Consider the following 19,222-nt stretch of genomic DNA (forward strand, 5'->3'; position numbering starts at 1 on the left):
CCCAATTCCCAATTCCCAATTCCCAATTCCCAATTCCCAATTCCCAATTCCCAATTCCCAATTCCCAATTCCCAATTACTGCTAAGTAATCACTGCTGACTAATGACTGCTCTTTGAGCGTACTTCATGTTACTGAGAACCGCTATAGTTCCGATCGCCAATCAGCAATAATTTCCTCATCGGCTGCCGCCCCAAAATAGTTACACTTATATATATCTTTTGCGATTTGCTTGTGCTATACTTTAAGAATGGGAGTGGGGGCAGTTTTTAAATTAATGCACGAATTTCTATTGTCTAATAATACCATGTCAAGGGCAAGAAGTAAAGTAGTTGACCCCAAAAAAAAATGAAAAATTTTTGAGATATCATGAAAAAAAGTAAAGCGCAAAAATCGTCAAATAAAGATAGGAAACTAGCGACAATTATGACATACGACTACGACTTGTTTGTGATCGGTGCGGGCTCTGGCGGATTGGCGAGCTCCAAACGCGCGGCATCCTACGGGGCGAAGGTGGCGATCGCCGAAAATGACTTAGTAGGCGGCACCTGCGTAATTCGCGGCTGCGTCCCCAAAAAACTCATGGTTTACGCCTCTACATTTTCGCACCTTTACGAAGATGCGGTGGGCTACGGTTGGAGTCCAGTAGAAAGCAGTTTCGATTGGGAAAAACTCGTCACCACCGTAGACACAGAAGTGCGGCGGCTGAGCAAACTGCACATCAGCTTCCTTGAAAAAGCCGGAGTGGAATTAATCTCAGGATACGCCAAATTTATCGACGCCCACACCGTCGAAGTTGGCGATAAAAAATACACCGCTGCTAAAATCTTAATTGCAGTCGGTGGCGAAGCTCACAGGGTGGACATTCCTGGTATCGAACACGCCATTACTTCCCGCGAAATCTTCTTGATAAAAGAGCAGCCGAAACGGTTGGCAATTTGGGGAGGAGGTTACATCGGCGTTGAATTTGCCTGCATTATGAACGGTTTGGGAAGTCAAGTAACTCAAATCATCCGGCGCGATTTAATTTTGAATGACTTTGATGGAGAAATTCGCACTAACGTGCAGGAAGGAATGGTTAAGCACGGGATCAATTTTGTGACGGGAAGCTCGATCGCGCAAATTGAAAAAACCCCAGAAGGTTTAAAATTAACTTTGTCGGGAGAATCGGAAGAAACCTTGACAGTTGATGCGCTTTTGTGTGCTACCGGACGTTGGCCCAACTTGGAAAAATTGGGTTTGGAAAATGCGGGAGTAGAAACTGATCAAGGTGCGATCGCAGTTACCAAAGACAGCCGCACCAGTCAACCGCACATTTTTGCCGTCGGAGATTGCACCAACCGGATTAATTTAACGCCAATTGCGATCGCCGAAGGACGCGCTTTTGCCGATACTGAATTTGGCAACAATCCCAGAGCAATCAGTTACGAAAATGTGCCGTCAGCCGTATTTTCCCAGCCGGAAGCTGCTACAGTCGGCTTAAATGAAGAGCAGGCTAGAGCAAAGTTTCCCGAATCAATTAAGTGCTACACAGCCAAGTTCCGACCGATGTTTCATTCTTTGACAGGTGCAGACGAAAAGACTTTTGTCAAGTTAGTTGTTGAGACTAATACTGACAAAGTTTTGGGCGTACACATGGTGGGGAAAGATGCGGGCGAGATTATTCAAGGTATGGCGATCGCGGTTAATATGGGAGCGACAAAGAAGGACTTCGATGTGACTATTGGCATTCATCCATCGACTGCAGAAGAGTTTGTGACTCTGCGGTAAATCTTAAATCGGGACTGCCCACAAATTACTCGTATTACTCGTTACCAGGAAGAGCCTGGTAACGCAGATAGGCGAGGCTCTTCCTCCTCTTTCCCCAGCGAGGCAGAGCCTCTAGATATAGGTTCCCCGGCAGAGCCAGGGAACCAGTTAATTACTCGTTAATTACTCGTTACCAGGAAGAGCCTGGTAACGCAGATAGGTCGGCTCTGCCTCCTCTTTCCCCAGCGAGGCAGAGCCTCTAGATATAGGTTCCCCGGCAGAGCCAGGGAACCAGTCAAATCAGTTAAACCCATGCGGTAGTTGGTTTTCGCTTCTTCCTTCTTCCTTCTTCCTTCTTCCTTCTTCAATAATTTGAACCTTTTTCACACCTCTCCTGTCTAAACACTTCAGATAACGAACTGGTGGGGGAGACTTCACAGGTGTTAGGTGTGTCAGCCAATGTTTTAAACGATGACTGTTCCGACTCGGACTTAGTTGCTGAGTGTCTAAAGGGCGATCGCACTTGCTTTCGCTACCTTTACAAACGCTACCAACACAAAGTCAGGTCAACCCTTTACCAACTCTGCGGCCCGTCACTTCTTGACGATCTAGCACAAGAAGTATTCCTGCGAGTCTGGAAAGGATTGCCAAAACTCAAGCAACAAGACAATTTTTCTACTTGGCTTTATCGAATCACTTGGAATGTGGCTTCCGACCAAAGACAAGCATTTGCTAAACAGCATTCTTTTGACTCCAAGCTCAAAAATCAAGAAACAATGGATCGAGTTATTGTCAACAATCACACATCCGACTTGATGCAGTTACACTATCAAGATTTAGTGCAGCGCGGCCTGGATAAATTGAGCTTTGAACACCGTAGCGTTTTGGTGTTGCACGACCTAGAAGATATCCCGCAAAAAGAAGTATCCCAAATTTTGGGACTGCCATCAGGGACTGTCAAATCTCGCGTGTTTTATGCCAGAAATGCTATGCGGCAATTTTTGCAAAAACAGGGAGTTCACGAACTATGAAGGACGGAAATAGTGACAAAAAATTAGTTAATTTTTTAAAGCAACATCGCCCAAATGTTCCTGAATCTGCCCCAGATTTTGAGCTAAAACTTTTAGCAGCAATAGATAGGAATGAGGCGACGGTAGATTTGAATCACCTAGGAGAAGCGCGATCGATCGAGGCTACTAAAAAGTCAAAAATCCTCCGTTTTCCCCAATGGGCTTTTCCTACTGCGATCGCTGCAAGTCTGCTAGTTTTTGGGTCAGGTTATCGCGTCCTAGTTACCGCCCAACATCAGAAGGATGAGGCGGCACACCTAGAAGCATTTCTGGTCAATAACTGGGAGGCTGTATTGAAGGAGCCTTCAGCGGACAACTTGCTGGAACGATCGCCAACTGACTTGTTTAATTACGCTGTTACTCCTGACAGCGAACAGCCAAAAAATAACTAATCTCAAAGAGGTAATTTTCATGTCTATTCGCCGAATTTCTGCCATAGCAGTTTTAATGTTAACCCTCGGCACTACAGCCGCTGCGACAGCCGTTTCTGCCCCCGCCCAAGCGGAAACAATTGCCCAAAATCAGCCTTCCAATCGACCCGCTGGTAAGAAAGGCGGGCTGTTCGAGCAACTCAATTTAAGCGCCGATCAAAAGCAGAAAATGCAGGCTGTGCGCGATCGCTACAAAGACCAAGTTTCCCAGCGAATGCAAGCCGTCCGCCAAGCCAGACAAGAATTGGAAACAATGATGTCTAGTGCGACAACAAATGCCAGCCAAATGCGCGATAAAAACCGCCAAATCATGGGATTGAGACAGCAGTTAGAAGAAGCGCAATTTGAAAGTATGCTAGGAATGCGAGAAGTGCTCACGCCCGAACAGCGCACCCAACTATCTCAACTGATGCAGCAGCGCAGGGAAGCTGCTAAAAACCGGAGGCAAAACAGCCAAAAACCGCAGTAACATACAAGTAGTTTTGAGTCGATATTCTAGTATTTCAGGTGCGCGCTACTCAAGAATCAATTTGTAGCCTGCGCCTGAAGCACAGGAGAGTTAACTGTCAGCCACTAGAACTCAGTCAAACTGCAAAAAGTAATTTTACCCGCTAGTTATATTGGCAAAGTGTGCAGTGTTTACCCTACAATTAAGTTGTAAGGTATGCACTGCACACTTTGCTGATTAAAGTTACAGTAATTACAGTTTGCGATCGCATTAATACCACATAAATCAGATTTTTATCGGGATTATATCATGTCCGATAGACTACCATAACAAAAACGGTTCGTAGTGTGTCCTGGTTTCCGCTCCGGGATTGCGGTAAAGTCCGCACGCGCGATCGTTACTTATTGCGGTCAATCTATCGGATATTATATTAAAGGTTTAGATGCAGTTTTTGGGGAAACAAAATGATTTTCAATCTAATAGTGCGTCCGCGACTAAATTAGTTAGTAAATCTCATCAAAATTTCGCAATGAATATACAGAATAATTCAACTTACATTTATTTACACGGATTTGCTTCAAGCCCAGATTCCGCTAAGGCTAAATATTTCCAAAATCGCTTTTCTTCCCTAGGAATTGACCTAAAAACTCCCGATCTCAATCAAAACGATTTTTCCCGTCTCACCCTCACCCGCCAATTAAACCAAATAGAAACAGAATTTTGGCCAACCCAATCCTCCCCATCTCCGGCAGAAAATGTAAACAATCTAGGGGAAGTTACAATCATTGGGTCAAGTTTTGGCGGCTTGACGGCGGCTTGGTTGGCCCAGCGACAATTATCGGTAAAACGAATAGTTTTGTTAGCGCCCGCTTTTCAATTTCTCTCTCACTGGCTGCCGCTGTTGGGACAGCAACAGTTAGAAAAGTGGCACTCCGAGGAGTATTTACCAGTTTATCATTATGGCGAACAGCGCTATCTGCCACTGAATTATCAGTTTGTGGCAGAAATGGATCAATACCCTGAAGAAAAATTAATGCGGTCAGTCCCTACGTTAATTGTTCACGGGAAGCATGATACAATCATACCGATTCAAGCTAGCAGAAATTTTTCCGAGCACCGTCCCTGGGTGCAATTAATCGAATTAGAAGACGATCATTCTTTGGGAAATGTCCTAACGGAAATTTGGGAAACGATTCAAAAGTTTTGCCAATTTCCCAATTAAACTTAGACTGCACCAAAAAATTGGTACAAGTTTTCGATACTCCCAAAGTATCGAACATAAAATTTTAGACTTTTGTTCAAACTCTCAGATTTAATGGGAGAGTTAATCGAAAATCTAAAATTCTTCAATTTCAAATCGACTTACCAACTTGCAAGTGTCAACAATCAAATGACTGAACAAGATTCATCGACTCGCACCTTAGCCGTTGACATTGGCGGAAGCGGCATCAAAGTTATGGTTTTGAATGCTGAAGGTGAACCTCAGACGGAACGCAGCCGTTTAGAAACGCCTCAACCGCCGAAACCGGAACCGGTATTAGAGGCGATCGCCTCTTTAGCAAGCGCACAAGGAGAATTTGACCGAGTATCCGTCGGTTTTCCCGGCGTGGTTTGTCGCGGAATCACCAAAACCGCAGTAAATTTAGATCCGTCTTGGGTCGATTTTGACCTAGCAACTACCCTCAAAGACCGTTTGGGAAAACCTGTGCGAGTGGCGAATGATGCCGACATTCAAGGATTGGGATCGATCGCTGGGACGGGCGTAGAATTAGTAATTACCCTCGGCACCGGTTTCGGTTCTTCCTTATTTGTCGATGGTATTTTGGTGCCAAATCTAGAGTTAGGACATCACCCGTTTCGCAAAGGGGAAACTTACGAACAGCAATTAGGGCGATCGGCATTAGATGCAGTCGGCACCAAAAGATGGAATCGCCGTCTGGAAAAAGCGCTGGTTTCTCTGCAAAATCTGTTTAACTGCGATCGGCTTTACATCGGTGGCGGCAATACAAAAAAAATTGCTTTTGATTTACCGCCGCAGGCTAAAATAGTACCGAATGTCAGCGGTTTGTTGGGCGGGATCGCTTTGTGGCGCGATTTAAATAATCATTAGTCATTAGTCATTAATCATTAGTCATTAGTCATTAGTCATTAGTCATTAGTCATTAGTCATTAGTCATTAGTCATTAGTCATTAGTTATTAGTTATTTGTAAGAATGAAGAATTTACCAACTAGATATTAGAGATTAATGACTAATAACCCTAATAGTGTAAAACTAAATCGTAATTAGACCATCTACAATCTCAAAGCTGAAATCATACTATGCTGCCTTTTATCCGCCAAGACTTAGCCGAACTTACCGCCTACACTCCCCATCCGGGTGGCGCATCAACAGAATCAGCGCACTCGGAAATTGTAATCGATCGCCTAGACACCAACGAATGCCCCTACGACTTACCAGAAGAATTAAAACAAAAGCTTGCTTGGACTTACCAGCAGTTAATTGAAACAAATCGCTATCCCGACGGAGGCCACGCAGCACTCAAAGAGGCGATCGCCCAATACGTCAACGAATCCCTAAATGTCCCCCCCCTTAACCAGAGTGTTCTCCTAAATGTCTCCCCCCTTAACAAAGGGGGGCAAGGGGGAGTTACACGGCCCAAAAATGCCATTACAGCCGACAATATCTCTGTCGGAAACGGTTCCGACGAACTAATTAGATCGCTCTTAATTGCAACCTGTCTGGGTGGCCAAGGCTCAATTTTAGTCGCCAATCCCACCTTTTCGATGTATGGCATTATCGCGCAAACCCTCGGTATTCCCGCTGTCAGTGTTGCGCGAAAAGAGGATAATTTTGCGATCGATCTAGAAGCAGCAAAAAGGGCGATCCTCTCCGAGGGCTGCGCTAACGCCCAAAATCAAAATCCCCCCGTGCGCGCCGTCTTTGTCGTCCATCCCAATTCCCCCACAGCCAATGCTTTGACACCAGATGAGGTGGATTGGTTAGAAACATTACCGCCCGATATTTTAGTAGTAATTGACGAAGCTTATTTTGAATTCAGCCAAAATACCTTAGCAGACAGATTGCACCTACACCCGAACTGGGTAATTTTGCGAACATTTTCCAAAGCATTTCGACTAGCATCAATGAGAGTCGGATATGCGATCGCCCATCCCGAATTCACAGCCGCCTTAGAAAAAATCCGCCTACCCTACAACCTCCCCAGTTTATCGCAAACCGCAGCCGAATTCGCCCTAGCCCAGCGACAGCTACTGCTAGCAGTAGTTCCCGAAATTATAGCGGAAAGAGCCAAATTAATTGCAGCGCTAACTCAGCAGCCAAAATTGCAAGTTTGGCCGAGTGTGGCAAACTTTGTTTACCTGCGGGTGAAAGCCGGTGAGGGTAAATCGGCAGAACAGGAACAGCAACAAATCATGCAGCAGCTAAAAGCTAGAGGTACTTTGATTCGGCACACCGGCGGAGGTTTGCGAATTACGGTAGGAAGTCCCGAGGAAAATCAGCGCACAGTCGATCGAATTGGTGCGATTTTGACTTAATAAATTAGTTTGCAGCATCGGAATGCCAGTTTTTTATCCTTTCCTGAAAACCAAAATCCGATGCTGCGAAGTTATCGCGGTTATTTTCCCTGATAAAATATATGGCATTTTTAACGATCGATTTGCCTGGCCGCGCGAATAGTTTTGGGAAATACGCCTACTAAAAGTGCCAAAGCTTCATCGGGAATTTGTGCCACTGTTTCCCCATCAAAATATTGTTCAAACTGAGTTAAAATCATTTGTGCCCGTTCCAAAGCTACAGGCTTGGCCGTTAACTGTTCCGTTAACCGCACCCAATGTCGCCGAATTTCAAAAGCTTTCTGTTTTTCTTCGGGAGATTGAGGACAAACCAAACAAAAATCCCCCACCGGAATCGCCCGCACAGAGTCAACATCAAAAGCACCGCCAACCGCAGCCCCCGGCCCGGCAAACTCTGCGTGAAAGCGTTTAATCAAAATTAGACCGTTCCGGCGACGGCAATCTACCATCAACAGTTGGCCGTTGTTGATTTCTGCGAGAATTTCAGAGGGGTTGGTGTACTCAGTCAAATCTGTGCCAAGGTTTCGATGTCGCAAGTCCGGGTCTGCACAAAGGCAGATGCGGACAATAGCGTTAGAGTTAAAATCAGAGCTGGATGAAATCTCAAATCTGCGATCGTCCAGCGATCGAGATTATTCATTTAAACTTATAAATTAATACTGTCACAAGGTGGTAGCTTGAGCGCGATCGAATATCAAATGCAGGTAAAACAAGTAGTAGACACCCTGAAAGCGGATCTCCCGACGCTGTTTGAGAAAGACATCTCCTACGACATATACACAAAAGCCATCTATTTTCAAGATCCCGTCAACAAATTTAAAGGAAAAATCAACTACCGCATTATCTTTTGGACTTTGCGATTTCACGGGCAGCTATTTTTTAACGAGATTTACTTCGACCTCCACGACGTAAGTCAGACAGCCCCTGATACTATTGTGGCAAATTGGACTGTGCGCGGGACGCTGCGCGTACCCTGGAAAGCTCAAATTTTTTTTAACGGCTACTCTACCTACAAAATGGATGAGGACAGCTTGATTTACCAACATATCGACACTTGGGACAGAAAACCCGGAGAAATTTTAAAGCAGTTTTTGGGCAAGGGAACAGTTTTACTCAAATAGTAGCAGGGGACTGCACGTAAACCGTAGGATTTTCCATCGTAAACACAATACCGTGGACTGCAAGAGATTTAGCAATTTGAACGCTTGCTAACTCTAGTAGGCGTTTACGCACCTCAACCGCATTATCCTGAGAGCCTAAAATTGCCAAACTAACCCTTAATCTTTTTCCCGAACCATCGGCGAGAGCAATATTTGTGCTGTTAGGATCGATTCCTGATAGGAAAACAATTTTTTCCATAATAGCTTGCTGCACTAGAGCATATTCTCGTTCTCCTAAAGCACTTGCAAAATCCATATACAGTAACACCATAATTTTTTTGGCAAGAGTAACGTTTTCAATTTCTACACTGACTAATATAGAATTGGGCATCACAATAATTGTACCCGTACCGAGAGAACGAATTTTTGTCGATCGCAAGCCAATACTTTCTACTTTCCCCAACTCTCCAGCGGGTAGACGGATATAGTCACCAGTAACAAAAGGGCGATCTAAATACAATACTAGAGTAGCAATCAGTTGTTCGAGAATTTTTTGGGCTGCAAAGGCGACGGCTAAACCAACTAACCCCAAACTAGCAACCAAACCAATCAAGTCAAAGTTTACGCTGCGGGCAAATGTTACCAGTGCTACAATAAAGATAAAGACATTCAACACAGTTTCAAATACTAAAATTGCATCATCGCTACTGGGATTAAATTTTCCCCCAAACTTGAATCCATAGGTACGCAAGTAGCGGCTAGTAACTTTTGTAGATAGCCAATAGAGACAGCCAACTACAAATAAATTAGCAATCGGTTTTAGCAGCTCATACACAACTGGTGCTAATGTTTCTAGCAAGCTCAGAGACCAACTGATACAAATAGAGAGGACAGAAAATTGCACGAGGATTTCGCTTGGTTGAATAATTGCCAGATAAATATTTTCTGCTGAGTGGATGTCTAGCTTTTTTATGGCAAATCTCAATAAGGCTGGAGCGTAATGGCTAAATACAAAAGAGCTTCCTAATGCTCCCAAAAATATCAGCCACTGGGGCTGAGAAAATGGGGAAAAAATCTGATAACGAATACTTCGCAATACCGGGAACCATTCCGAACTCACTAGGGCGATCGCTAACCAGGCGAAACCAAAAATAACCTTGGTAAAAATACCAGTTTCCCACTTGGCTATTTTGGCAACAATTACCAACAAAAACCGCAATAGTATAATAATTCCTATGCCAATTAAAATCCACAAACTTCTCTGCAAAATGTATTGTGGAGTTCGTTCTTTTTTAGCCTTAGCGACCGCCCTTTCTAGAATATTTTCCCATTGCTTAGCTTGTTGAGACAAAGAAAAGTTTGGTAAAACATCGTTTGCCGTAACTGTCAACAGGTAATTGTTGTTTAATGAAATTGAGGTAGCGCTTGAATTAGGATCGTTACGCACATCGAAATTTATGACTTTCTCATTAGAAATCGCATCAGCCAGTAAATTATTGGCAAATTGGGTACGATCTAATGCTGAAAACCGATCCACAGGTTGCAAATAAAACAGCGGAATGCCATCAACTACTATAGGAGAACGAGGGCCGTCAGCACATCGAGCCAAACTCATCGGAAAAGTAGCCAAAAACAAAGCGATCGCAAATAAGAATATCAGCTTCATTGGTCGCTTAAATAGGAATTGGAGCATCCACATAAATCGTTGGTTGGTTAATGGTAAAAGAAATATTATGTTTTTGGAGTTGTTTGGTGATTTGTTGGGTAGCCAAATCCAGCAATTGCCGCCTCAATTCCATAGATAATTCATTAGAACCCAAAATGAAAAAAGAAATTTGGGCTTGGTTGTCACTGAAGGAAACCTCTGTGCTGCGCCAGTCTAAACCAAAAATGTCCATCGTGCTCTCCATCACGGTTTGGCGGATTAGTGCTTGCTCCTGAACAGATACCTGTTCGGGAAACTCTAGCATCATGATGGACATGACTTTCTTTGCGCCTGTAAAGTTCTCTATGGTAACTTCCGTCAGGGAATTATTAGGAATAACTGTGAGAGTGCCTTTACCAGAAGTACGAATTTTTGTTGACCTTAAACCAATACTTTCTACTCGTCCAAAAGTGCCTTGTTTGCCCATAGGCCCGTCGGATAAACCAATATAGTCTCCAACTTGAAAAGGGCGATCGAGAGTTAATACAATTCCTCCTAAAAATTGTTCTAAAGTCTTCTGAGCAGCAAAGGCAATAGCAACACCTCCAATCCCCAAGCTAGCAAGTATGCCTCCAACATTAATATTATGGCTAATGCAAAATACTAAAATTATTATTACAGCGATCGCAAAGTCTCCCAGATAACGAATTAAAAAGATAGACTCGCCTCTTACTTTAGGGTTGGACTCAAAAGTTGCGCCTAAAATTGTGGTATTAAAAACGTCTCGAAATAAACTTGACACTAGCCACCCGCCACAGAAAGTGATGCCGGCACTCAAACAAAACTCCATCAATTGTAGCCATTTAGTTTGAGGGATTAAAACTAACATGACTTCCATCGCCGACAGAGTTAATAACATTAAAATTAGGCTTCTAGAGGCAAGCAATACACCAATATAAGTCTGTGTCAATAAGCTTGGGGTAAACCAAGTTAAGATTAATCTCAAGGTTGGGAACGCTATCAGTCCAGCTAATCCCCCAATCCCTCCGGCTAGAAAAATCAGGATAACTTGCAAAAAGCGATCGCCATAATTTAAAGGCAGTTGTGTGAACATAAATAGCACATTAATTGTTGTTGTCATGGTCAAACCAACTGTATTATAATAGTTGAAAATTGACAGTTGAAGTTGACAGTTGACAGTCGTCATTAGTGCGAGCTTGAAAACTCGCGAACCTAGTCATTAGTCATTAGTCATTAGGAAGAAAAAAGAAGCAAGCAGGAATAATTTAGTTTAAGTTATTTAGGGGCAACTGAGTTATTTTCAGATTTGAGTAAAGTTTTGCGTAATGTTGCCTCTAGTTCCGGTGACAAAGCCAAAGGGATGCTCCCGGAGCGGACGTGCAAATCTCGTTGAGGAAACGGAATTTCGATTTCATGCTCTCGAAACAGTTCTTCAATACGGAAAAATAAATCACTCTTGACGCGATACTGTGCGATGGGTTCAACAATCCAAACCCGCAGCTCAAAATCCAAGGAACTCTCACCAAAACCCAAGAAAAAAACAATCGGTTCAGGAGTCTTCAAGACATCAGAATGTCCCCTACCAGCTTTTAGCAATGCCTCCTTAACTTGATTGATATCACAGCCGTAGGCAACACCAACTGGAATTCTGATTCGCGACACAGAATTCTCATAGTTCCAGTTAGTTACATCATCCTCTAAGAAGCGGGAATTGGGTAAAATAATCGAAACTTGATCTAGGTTGCGAAGCACTGTACTGCGAGCGCCAATACGGATCACAGTGCCTTCAATTTTACCGACATTCACAAAGTCGCCTACCCGAATCGGACGTTCAAAGAGCAAAATCAGACCGCTACCAAAGTTTTTAGCGATATCCTGAAATCCAAAACCGATACCAACTCCTAATGCACTAAAGATAATTGTTAGAGAACTCAGGTCAATTCCCCATATTTGCATCAGAACGATGGTTCCTATAACAACCAGCAAATATTTGGCAATCACAGCAACGGCTTCTTGACTGCCTCGACTGATACGGGTGACTTCCAAAATTCGCAGTTTAAATAATTTAGAAATAACGCCGCTAAGGACAACCCATCCCAGGATTAGAGCAGCTAGAATTAGCAGATCGGTGACTGAGTAATTGTTGCGTCCTACAGACAGGGCTTTAGATGTGAAAGTGCTGACTAAACTGCTGGTTAGGGTGTAACTCCAAATCCGAGTTACCGGAAACAGATTGGTAATGTAAAGGGCGGTGACAATCCAAAGCGCAACTCTTGCGAAAAACAGAGTTAAGTTAAATAATAAGTTCAGAGCTTTGGGCGAATCATCAACTCCAACTTCTTCGTTTGATGGTTCGACAAATCGCTGGATTGCAGCTTGTCTGGCCGATCGCCACAGCCATCCCAATGCTTTGTTGAGTGCGATCGCCAGCCCTACAGTAGCCGCTGCCAGCAGCAGCATATTTTTGATAAATCCGGCGCTTCTTTCTTCTTGAGCTTGCTGCAAAGCTTGACGGAGTTGTTGAGCCCAAAGATTAGCTTGTTCGGCGGGCGTGCGAGTTTCTTGCAGATCGGATTGAGTGACTGTCAGCAAGTATTTGCCATTAACCAGAATGGTGGGGTATTGATTGCGAACTTCTGTTGTGACTTCAACTGTTTCTTGAGATTGCTCAATTTGTTTGAGTCGCAAATTGAGCAAATCGGCCCGTTCGGCGGCTGTTAATGAGTCAGCATCGCTGACGCTAAAAAGCGGACGACCATCTACCACAATAGATGTCGCCGTCCGAGCGGCTTGAACGGGCCCGGCCAGCAAAATTAAGGTCAGCGCCAGGGCTGTGATGATTCCCAGTATTTGGTAACGAACAGATGAAAATTGCCGACGATTTAACATATTTTACCGATTTCAATGCTTCACTCCTCATATTCCGCGATGCTACGCCTCTCATAGACCTCCACCGCAAAGCAAGTTTTTGAAGAAGCAGGATGCCCGTTCTACAAGAATCGTTGGAGAGGTCTCAGGGAATTGCAAACTGGATATTGTTGACAAAGCCCCGTGCAACCATCAGAAGGATTAACGGCGCGGCAGTGCTTGAGGAATACCCTGCCAGCGCACTTTGGTACTTAATACTCAGATTCTTTTTGCATTATAACGGCTTGAACTGATTGAGTTACCCGCTCAGTTCCCTTAACACTGTTAGACAATGCTGGAAAGGACTGAAGTCCTCACTACCAACCGGCTCGAAAGGACTGAAGTCCTCACTACCAACCGGCAGGAAATGTTTAAGTATTAGTTTGAATCTAGTCCGGGCCGGCATTTGGAAAGTATCCAAGATAGAGAAAAAACCATCGCACTCTCTAATTACTCCGGTATATTCTCAACTCCCAAAAAGAGAGACAGTTCTTGATTTAAGCGACCCGATCGCACAAACTCAGCATAGGTGTCAGCTTCGATCGCCAGCAACTCCGCTCGAACTTGCTCAGCAATAAACGTGCTGAGATCGGGATATTCATCTTGAAGCCGATCGACCTCTGCCTCAATCCTCGTTAACTCCCCCTTAACCAGCGATTCTTGATACTCATAAAACTCCCGATCGACCCCCGGCTGGTCCTCCATCTCAGCCAACCGTTGCAACACCCTACCCAAAGCCGCCCGACGGGCGATCGCCTCCAAATACTCCCCGCGCATCGGCCCATCCCCCAGCAGATCCAGTTTTTCCAGAACAGGCTGAATAGTCAGTCCCTGCACCAATAAAGTAAACAACACCGTCCCAAAAACCGTCGCAATCACCACCTCCCGGCCCGGTAAACCTTCAGGTACGCTCAAAGCCAAAGCCACCGACACCGCACCCCGCAGCCCTCCCCACCACAACACCGTTTGCTCCTGCAGCGGAATGGCGGATGCGGCAAAACGGTTGCTAAGACTCCCCAGTCCGTAAATGGCGATCGCCCGCGTTACAATCACCGCCACAATCGTCACCGCGATCGCATCCAAATTTTCGCCCAAACTCCCAAACCGAATCTGATCGCCAATCAGCAAAAACACAATCGAATTTACAAAAAAAGCTAAAAATTCCCAAAACTCACTCACAATAATCCGAGTGCGAGGATTCATCCCGATGCGAGAACCAAAATTGCCCAAAATTAGCCCAGTCGTGACCACCCCAATCACCCCCGAACCCCCCAAATCCTCCGCAATCAAATAAGTACCGTAGGCCGAAACCAACGTCAGAGACTGCTCCACCAGAGGCAAATCGAACCGCTGCGTCAGATAAGAAATCGCAAACCCGATCAGCCCGCCAACCCCCAGCCCAATCCCCACCACCGTTATCAACTCCAGCACAATCGGCCCCGGCGATAAATTAGCAGTTCCCTGAGCAAAAGCAGCCAGAAATCCAAACGCCACAACTGCCATTCCGTCATTAAACAAACTTTCGCCTTCCATCAAAGTGCTGAGACGCTTCTCAACCCCCAACTCCCGAAACAAAGCCGTCACCGAAACCGGATCGGTAGCTGAAAGGGTAGCCCCAATCATCAGCGCAGTTCCCAAAGAAAGACCGGCAAACTGATTCAAACCAATTGCCACACCCGCAATGGAAATCAGCACACCGAAAACAGCATAAAGACAAATAGGAATTAAATCCTGTTTTAAACTCGACCACTTCAAATTCCAAGCAGCTTCAAACAGCAGCGGTGGCAGAAAAATCAACAGAATCAATTCAGGCGAAAGATTCACCAACCGCACATCGACCAAAGCCAGTCCTGCTCCCACAATCACTAGCAGCAGCGTATAGGGAATTCGGCGCAACCAACTAACAATTTGTGGCAGAGTTGCCACACTCAAAGAAACTGAAAGCACCAGTAAAAATTGCTTCAGATTGTCTTCAATGGCCACTTCTTGTAGACTCGTTTCTATCATTTTAAAATTTTCCTATTTGTAATGATCGGATTGCATATAGCAATCCTAAATGATTTTCTGTAGGGACACGGCAGTGCCGTGTCCCTACAGATGGGTTTTGGGGAAATCACATTCCGTCTTTTTGACACCAGTGTTAAAAACAGTCAGCGTGTCACTCCTCCTTCAACTGCATCCTGCTGAACAGAAGGTGAGGAATTTTGGGGCGGTTTTTTCAGAACTGTTTTTAACTGGACAATTGGTTGAGTTGCAGCTGCAGTTTTAGTAATATAGCGATCGGGCTTAATTTGCCATTTTGTTTGCAAATAATTGCGAACCGCCACCGATCGCCCGATCGCCGGCGCCCCAGCTTCCGAGGGCGCTTGACCGGAACTCATTTCAATCTGCAATTTAGGATTTTGCTGTACCGTCTTACCCAGTCGATCGAGCAATTGAACTTGATTTGCCGCAATTTGAGCTTGATTTAACGCAAAAGTAACCGTTCCAGCAACCGGCGCAATCCGATTGAAATTGACCTGCGCTGTAGGGTAATTTAATTGACTGCGGATATCATCCACCAGCAGCGCTTGTCCGTCGCGATCGAGATCCCGCGGACTAAAGTAAGCAATCTGAATCCTTAACGGCGTCAGCGGGCTAGTAATCGCCTGATAACTCATCAATTGAGCCGGTAGGGGCAAAATCAGGAAATCGAGGGCAGACTCCACAGCCGTCAAAAAACTCGATTGCAATTCCGCAACCGTCGGAGGAGGCTCCGGCTTGATTGTTGTTTCAGAAACCTTTGTTGGTAACAGCTCGTTAGAAGCTATGGGAATTTGAATCAGATTCAGAGCAATTGACTCCAACGGCCTCCCAAGTTTCGCTGACAGCAATTGCTTGTATTGCTCTCGTTCCGCTTCCGTGTAAACCTTGCTAGTAACTACCTGAAGTTGAGCGACTAATTTACGCTTTTGTTCTCGAAACGAAAGTTGACTGATGTACGATCGCACCTTACCATCAGGAAAGTTACCAAAGTTTTTTTGCCAGATTTCTGTAGTGCTATTACGCAGTTGATTTTCTTGCTGCTTGCGAGAGATTTCGTCACGAAGTTGATTGTAAGATTGATACAGAGGAATCGAAGTCAATAAAATAGTCATCAAAATCAGCAGCAGGCGACTTGGCAAACTACCGATGCGCTTCAATCGTTCCGACGCCGGAATTCGCTCGACCAAAGACTGCATCCAAATACTTTCTCCATTGGTTTCCCGCCACAAACGCACTCGCTCGCGCACGGGAAAACTATCAATATGCAGAACCAAAAACACCAGCATCGCCATAAACGTAATAGCGACTAAGTTGGTAAAAAACAGCAGCCCTCCCCCCCACGCCACCGCCAACCCGCTTCCGGGACTCAGACTCACCGACATCCCAATCCCGTAACCCACCACACACAGCGGCGGCATCAACGCCACCGCGATAGAAACCCCCGGAATAGAGGTAACAACCCCCTTAGCCTCCTTGCAAATAGCCACCGCCCCCACAGCCCCAGAAAACAGCGCTATCACTAAATCCAGCAAATTTGGCTGAGTTCTGGCCAGAATTTCGCTGGTCATTTCCTTAAACGGCAAAATCAATACCAACACCACCGCAAAGGAAATAGCCAGCGTGCAGCTCAAAATTAAATTAACGAGGGCCCGCAGCGCCAAAATCGCATCCCCAGCAGCCAAAGCCAGCCCGTTTGCCAAAATACTCCCCATTAAAGGTGAAATCAGCATCGCGCCAATGATGACGGCCGGACTATTCAACACCAATCCCAGGGTAGCTATCCCAGCAGAAAATAAAACTTGAATCCAATAACTGGCATCTGTCAGAGTCACGGACTGAGCAAGGTCCAAATAGACTTGTTCTTTGCGAACCGCGCTCACCCCTAAATTGTGAGCAAACCAGCGTCTCAACCGAAGGAACTGCGCTAATATCTTTAGGCGCTGCATTACATATCCTGAGAAACAATAAATATTTTTTACCAACCTAGTGTAGTGCATTGATGCCTATCTTTGTGGTGTCAGCATCAATAAGAGGCAGTTTGTGTAGCTTGGGTTGAGAGAAACTGAGATATTGCACTATTTTTTCTAAGCTGATCAAAACCGGGAATAGGATTAAAAATCTAAGTTTTAATCCTAGATTTTTAATCTTATTCCCGGTGTTTGCTTGTTGTGCAATATGTCAGGAAGCACGAATCCTACATTTCACTTCGCCCAACAATATCATCTATCATAAATCTTGCACCAATTTCAGAAATCGAGTTTTTGACTTCAATATTTAGTTTTCACTCAAAAATTAGGTCAAAAACCAGGTTTCTTTGGTTTCAAATGTCTAAAGGACTAATTAGCAGTACCGATAATTAAACCCGATCGCGCGGGCATATTCAACGCTACCTTCCGAGTTTCTCCCTCACCTTCCCAAACAAACTCACCCTTGCCAAACAGCAATTTCTCGTGAGGTAATTTCAAACTGGGAGTCTCAAAATTTACCTTTACCTCTTGAGTTGCCACATTCACCGCCACAATTATTTCCTCATCCTCCAAAATTCGCGCAAAGACGTAAACCGTGCCTTCAGCAAACAGAATTTTGTAAGTCCCTGTGCAGAGGGCGACGTATTTGTGGCGCAAAGCTATCAACTGTTTGTGGTAATCTAAAACATCAAGTTCCCAGTGAGCTTTTAAGGGAAAACTGCGGCGAGAATCTGGATCTAGAGCGCCCGGTAAACCAACTTCATCACCGTAATAAATGCTGGGAGCTCCGGGATAAGTTAACAGCAGCAAAGTCGCAATTTCTACACTAGCTCGATCGTCTCCAGCAATTGACAGCAACCTCGCAGTATCGTGACTGGCTAACAAATTTAGTTGAGTTAGCTGTATTTCCCACGGATATAATTCCAAAACTTTCTGAATCTTCTCGCCGTACTGCTTGGCAAACAGCGCCGGATAGGGGTAATAAGAACGACCTTCTAATTGGTTCATGTCTACCCGATCGCCCGCTGCAAAAGCAATAGTCGGGGCCGCAAACAGATAATTCATCACTCCGTCAAATTGACTGCCATCGAGCCATTCTCTGGCATCTTCCCAGACTTCGCCGACAATGTAAGCTTCGGGATTAACAGCTTTCACTCTGTCTCGAAATTCCTGCCAAAATCCCTCTGTTTTAATTTCAAAAGGAACGTCCAGCCGCCAGCCGTCAATGCCGAATTTAATCCAATATTCGGCGATTTCCATAATATACTCTCGCACTTCAGGATTGTCGTGATTGAACACGGGCAGCGCTCGATTGCCGTCCCAACCGAGATAATTAGCTGGGAAATTGCCGTCGTAGGCGGATAGGGGCCAGCCTTCAACTTGAAACCAATCTAGCCAAGGAGAATGGGGGCCGTTTTCCAGGATGTCGTGAAAGAAGAAAAAGCCGCGGCTGGCGTGGTTGAATACGCCGTCTAGGACAATTTTGATATTGCGATCGTGGGCTGCGTCTAGAAGCTCTTTAAACGCTGGATTGCCGCCCAACATCGGATCTACTTGATAGTAGTCGTGGGTGTGGTAGCGGTGGTTGCTGGCCGACTGAAAAATGGGGGTAAAGTAAATGGCATTAATGCCTAAATCTTGCAAGTAATCTAGCTGTTCCATAACGCCCCACAAGTCGCCTCCTTTGTAGCCTTGGAGGGTGGGGATTTCGTGCCATTCTTCCCACATGAAGTTTTGCAGGAGGCGCTTGCGGGGTTGTTTGCTTTTGGCAAAGCGATCGGGGAATATTTGGTAGAATACGGCGTGTTTAACCCAGTCGGGGGTTTGAATTTGCATACAATTTTCCTAGGTTGCTATGGCTTAGGCTACAGTAGCAGAGGTTTCTAGGGGATCTAGCTTTTGGTATAAAATATACGCTCGATCGAGTTTTGTCGATCGACCGATCGTAAAATATCACAAAAATTTGCCGTCAATCGGAGATTTATCACTGATTTTATCTGAGATATCGATCGTCCCGACTCAGGTGTGTCATTGGTCATCAGTCATTGGTCATCAGTCATCAGTGGTGTGTCGCTGGCTTTGGGTGCAACGTCATCAGTCAAAGGCTGGAACCATACCAAAGGGCGATCGAGCCTGGATGGATAAATTGCCACAAAGCGAGAATTAACAACAGAAAAATTGTAATTAACAGCCAAAACCCCGAACCTTATTCTGTCGTTAAACTTCCCTTATTTATCGATGGGTATTTTAACTCAAACCTCAAAAT

Annotated in this window: 17 protein-coding genes; 8 read left to right on the forward strand and 9 right to left on the reverse strand. The window is 44.9% G+C overall.

Features of this window, described 5'->3' with window-relative positions:
- Positions 1–424 precede the first annotated feature (424 nt).
- On the forward strand, positions 425–1,768 hold the full coding sequence (gene gor / locus QUB13_RS17025) for a glutathione-disulfide reductase (protein WP_333382735.1): 1,344 nt from the start codon (positions 425–427) through the stop codon (positions 1,766–1,768).
- A 158-nt stretch (positions 1,769–1,926) separates the two neighbouring features.
- Here the strand turns inward: gor and QUB13_RS17030 are convergent, their stop codons facing one another.
- A complete protein-coding gene (locus QUB13_RS17030) occupies positions 1,927–2,115 on the reverse strand; it encodes a hypothetical protein (RefSeq protein ID WP_333382736.1) in 189 nt (62 codons plus the stop codon).
- 72 nt (positions 2,116–2,187) lie between these two features.
- Here QUB13_RS17030 and QUB13_RS17035 point away from each other — a divergent pair, with 72 nt between their 5' ends.
- The 6 genes from QUB13_RS17035 to QUB13_RS17060 all read left to right on the forward strand — a co-directional run bounded on the left by QUB13_RS17035 (position 2,188) and on the right by QUB13_RS17060 (position 7,252).
- Entirely contained in the window at positions 2,188–2,778 is a 591-nt protein-coding gene (locus QUB13_RS17035) for a sigma-70 family RNA polymerase sigma factor (RefSeq protein WP_333092715.1), read from the forward strand.
- Positions 2,775–3,209, forward strand: a complete 435-nt coding sequence (locus tag QUB13_RS17040) for a hypothetical protein (protein WP_333382738.1) — start codon at positions 2,775–2,777, stop codon at positions 3,207–3,209. Before QUB13_RS17035 ends, QUB13_RS17040 begins: the two co-directional genes overlap by 4 nt.
- Positions 3,210–3,228: 19 nt before the next feature.
- Positions 3,229–3,717, forward strand: a complete 489-nt coding sequence (locus QUB13_RS17045) for a Spy/CpxP family protein refolding chaperone (protein WP_333382740.1) — start codon at positions 3,229–3,231, stop codon at positions 3,715–3,717.
- A 508-nt stretch (positions 3,718–4,225) separates the two neighbouring features.
- Entirely contained in the window at positions 4,226–4,918 is a 693-nt protein-coding gene (locus QUB13_RS17050; protein WP_333382742.1) for a YqiA/YcfP family alpha/beta fold hydrolase, read from the forward strand.
- A gap of 168 nt (positions 4,919–5,086) precedes the next feature.
- Positions 5,087–5,806 (forward strand): ROK family protein, encoded by a 720-nt coding sequence (locus QUB13_RS17055; protein ID WP_333382744.1) that lies wholly within the window; start codon positions 5,087–5,089, stop codon positions 5,804–5,806.
- 210 nt (positions 5,807–6,016) lie between these two features.
- Positions 6,017–7,252: a histidinol-phosphate transaminase gene (locus tag QUB13_RS17060; protein ID WP_333382746.1), complete on the forward strand. Its 1,236-nt coding sequence runs from the start codon at positions 6,017–6,019 to the stop codon at positions 7,250–7,252.
- A 110-nt stretch (positions 7,253–7,362) separates the two neighbouring features.
- Here QUB13_RS17060 and QUB13_RS17065 read toward each other — a convergent pair whose 3' ends face one another.
- A complete protein-coding gene (locus tag QUB13_RS17065; protein WP_333382748.1) occupies positions 7,363–7,827 on the reverse strand; it encodes a hypothetical protein in 465 nt (154 codons plus the stop codon).
- A gap of 162 nt (positions 7,828–7,989) precedes the next feature.
- Here QUB13_RS17065 and QUB13_RS17070 point away from each other — a divergent pair, with 162 nt between their 5' ends.
- Positions 7,990–8,412, forward strand: coding sequence for a DUF2358 domain-containing protein (locus QUB13_RS17070; protein ID WP_333252269.1), 423 nt, complete (start codon positions 7,990–7,992; stop codon positions 8,410–8,412).
- On the opposite strand, the gene QUB13_RS17075 is transcribed toward QUB13_RS17070, so the two are convergent.
- From QUB13_RS17075 to QUB13_RS17105, 7 genes are all read right to left on the reverse strand, one after another.
- A complete protein-coding gene (locus QUB13_RS17075) occupies positions 8,405–10,057 on the reverse strand; it encodes a mechanosensitive ion channel family protein (RefSeq protein ID WP_333382750.1) in 1,653 nt (550 codons plus the stop codon). The two genes, QUB13_RS17070 and QUB13_RS17075, sit on opposite strands and share 8 nt — an antisense overlap.
- A 7-nt stretch (positions 10,058–10,064) precedes the next feature.
- Complete coding sequence (locus tag QUB13_RS17080; protein ID WP_333382752.1) at positions 10,065–11,177, reverse strand: mechanosensitive ion channel family protein; 1,113 nt, start codon at positions 11,175–11,177, stop codon at positions 10,065–10,067.
- A gap of 155 nt (positions 11,178–11,332) precedes the next feature.
- Positions 11,333–12,946, reverse strand: a complete 1,614-nt coding sequence (locus QUB13_RS17085; RefSeq protein ID WP_333382755.1) for a mechanosensitive ion channel family protein — start codon at positions 12,944–12,946, stop codon at positions 11,333–11,335.
- Between the two features lie 468 nt (positions 12,947–13,414).
- A complete protein-coding gene (locus QUB13_RS17090; protein WP_333382757.1) occupies positions 13,415–14,971 on the reverse strand; it encodes a cation:proton antiporter in 1,557 nt (518 codons plus the stop codon).
- Between the two features lie 143 nt (positions 14,972–15,114).
- On the reverse strand, positions 15,115–16,935 hold the full coding sequence (locus tag QUB13_RS17095) for a DUF389 domain-containing protein (protein WP_333382759.1): 1,821 nt from the start codon (positions 16,933–16,935) through the stop codon (positions 15,115–15,117).
- A gap of 390 nt (positions 16,936–17,325) precedes the next feature.
- Positions 17,326–18,792: a glycoside hydrolase family 13 protein gene (locus tag QUB13_RS17100; RefSeq protein WP_333382761.1), complete on the reverse strand. Its 1,467-nt coding sequence runs from the start codon at positions 18,790–18,792 to the stop codon at positions 17,326–17,328.
- A 206-nt stretch (positions 18,793–18,998) separates the two neighbouring features.
- Entirely contained in the window at positions 18,999–19,151 is a 153-nt protein-coding gene (locus QUB13_RS17105; protein ID WP_333382763.1) for a hypothetical protein, read from the reverse strand.
- Positions 19,152–19,222: the final 71 nt, after the last annotated feature.

This window comes from Microcoleus sp. B4-D4 (assembly GCF_036705185.1).
In the GTDB taxonomy this organism is placed as follows: Bacteria; Cyanobacteriota; Cyanobacteriia; order Cyanobacteriales; family Microcoleaceae; genus Microcoleus.

Excerpts from the sequence above, each read along its gene's own strand:
- QUB13_RS17070 (WP_333252269.1), top strand. The coding sequence starts at position 7,990 with ATGCAGGTAAAACAAGTAGTAGACACCCTGAAAGCGGATCTCCCGACG.
- QUB13_RS17100 (WP_333382761.1), bottom strand. The coding sequence starts at position 18,792 with ATGCAAATTCAAACCCCCGACTGGGTTAAACACGCCGTATTCTACCAA.
- QUB13_RS17045 (WP_333382740.1), top strand. The coding sequence starts at position 3,229 with ATGTCTATTCGCCGAATTTCTGCCATAGCAGTTTTAATGTTAACCCTC.
- QUB13_RS17075 (WP_333382750.1), bottom strand. The coding sequence starts at position 10,057 with ATGAAGCTGATATTCTTATTTGCGATCGCTTTGTTTTTGGCTACTTTT.
- gor (WP_333382735.1), top strand. The coding sequence starts at position 425 with ATGACATACGACTACGACTTGTTTGTGATCGGTGCGGGCTCTGGCGGA.
- QUB13_RS17040 (WP_333382738.1), top strand. The coding sequence starts at position 2,775 with ATGAAGGACGGAAATAGTGACAAAAAATTAGTTAATTTTTTAAAGCAA.
- QUB13_RS17050 (WP_333382742.1), top strand. The coding sequence starts at position 4,226 with ATGAATATACAGAATAATTCAACTTACATTTATTTACACGGATTTGCT.
- QUB13_RS17090 (WP_333382757.1), bottom strand. The coding sequence starts at position 14,971 with ATGATAGAAACGAGTCTACAAGAAGTGGCCATTGAAGACAATCTGAAG.
- QUB13_RS17055 (WP_333382744.1), top strand. The coding sequence starts at position 5,087 with ATGACTGAACAAGATTCATCGACTCGCACCTTAGCCGTTGACATTGGC.
- QUB13_RS17095 (WP_333382759.1), bottom strand. The coding sequence starts at position 16,935 with ATGCAGCGCCTAAAGATATTAGCGCAGTTCCTTCGGTTGAGACGCTGG.
- QUB13_RS17080 (WP_333382752.1), bottom strand. The coding sequence starts at position 11,177 with ATGACAACAACAATTAATGTGCTATTTATGTTCACACAACTGCCTTTA.
- QUB13_RS17085 (WP_333382755.1), bottom strand. The coding sequence starts at position 12,946 with ATGTTAAATCGTCGGCAATTTTCATCTGTTCGTTACCAAATACTGGGA.
- QUB13_RS17060 (WP_333382746.1), top strand. The coding sequence starts at position 6,017 with ATGCTGCCTTTTATCCGCCAAGACTTAGCCGAACTTACCGCCTACACT.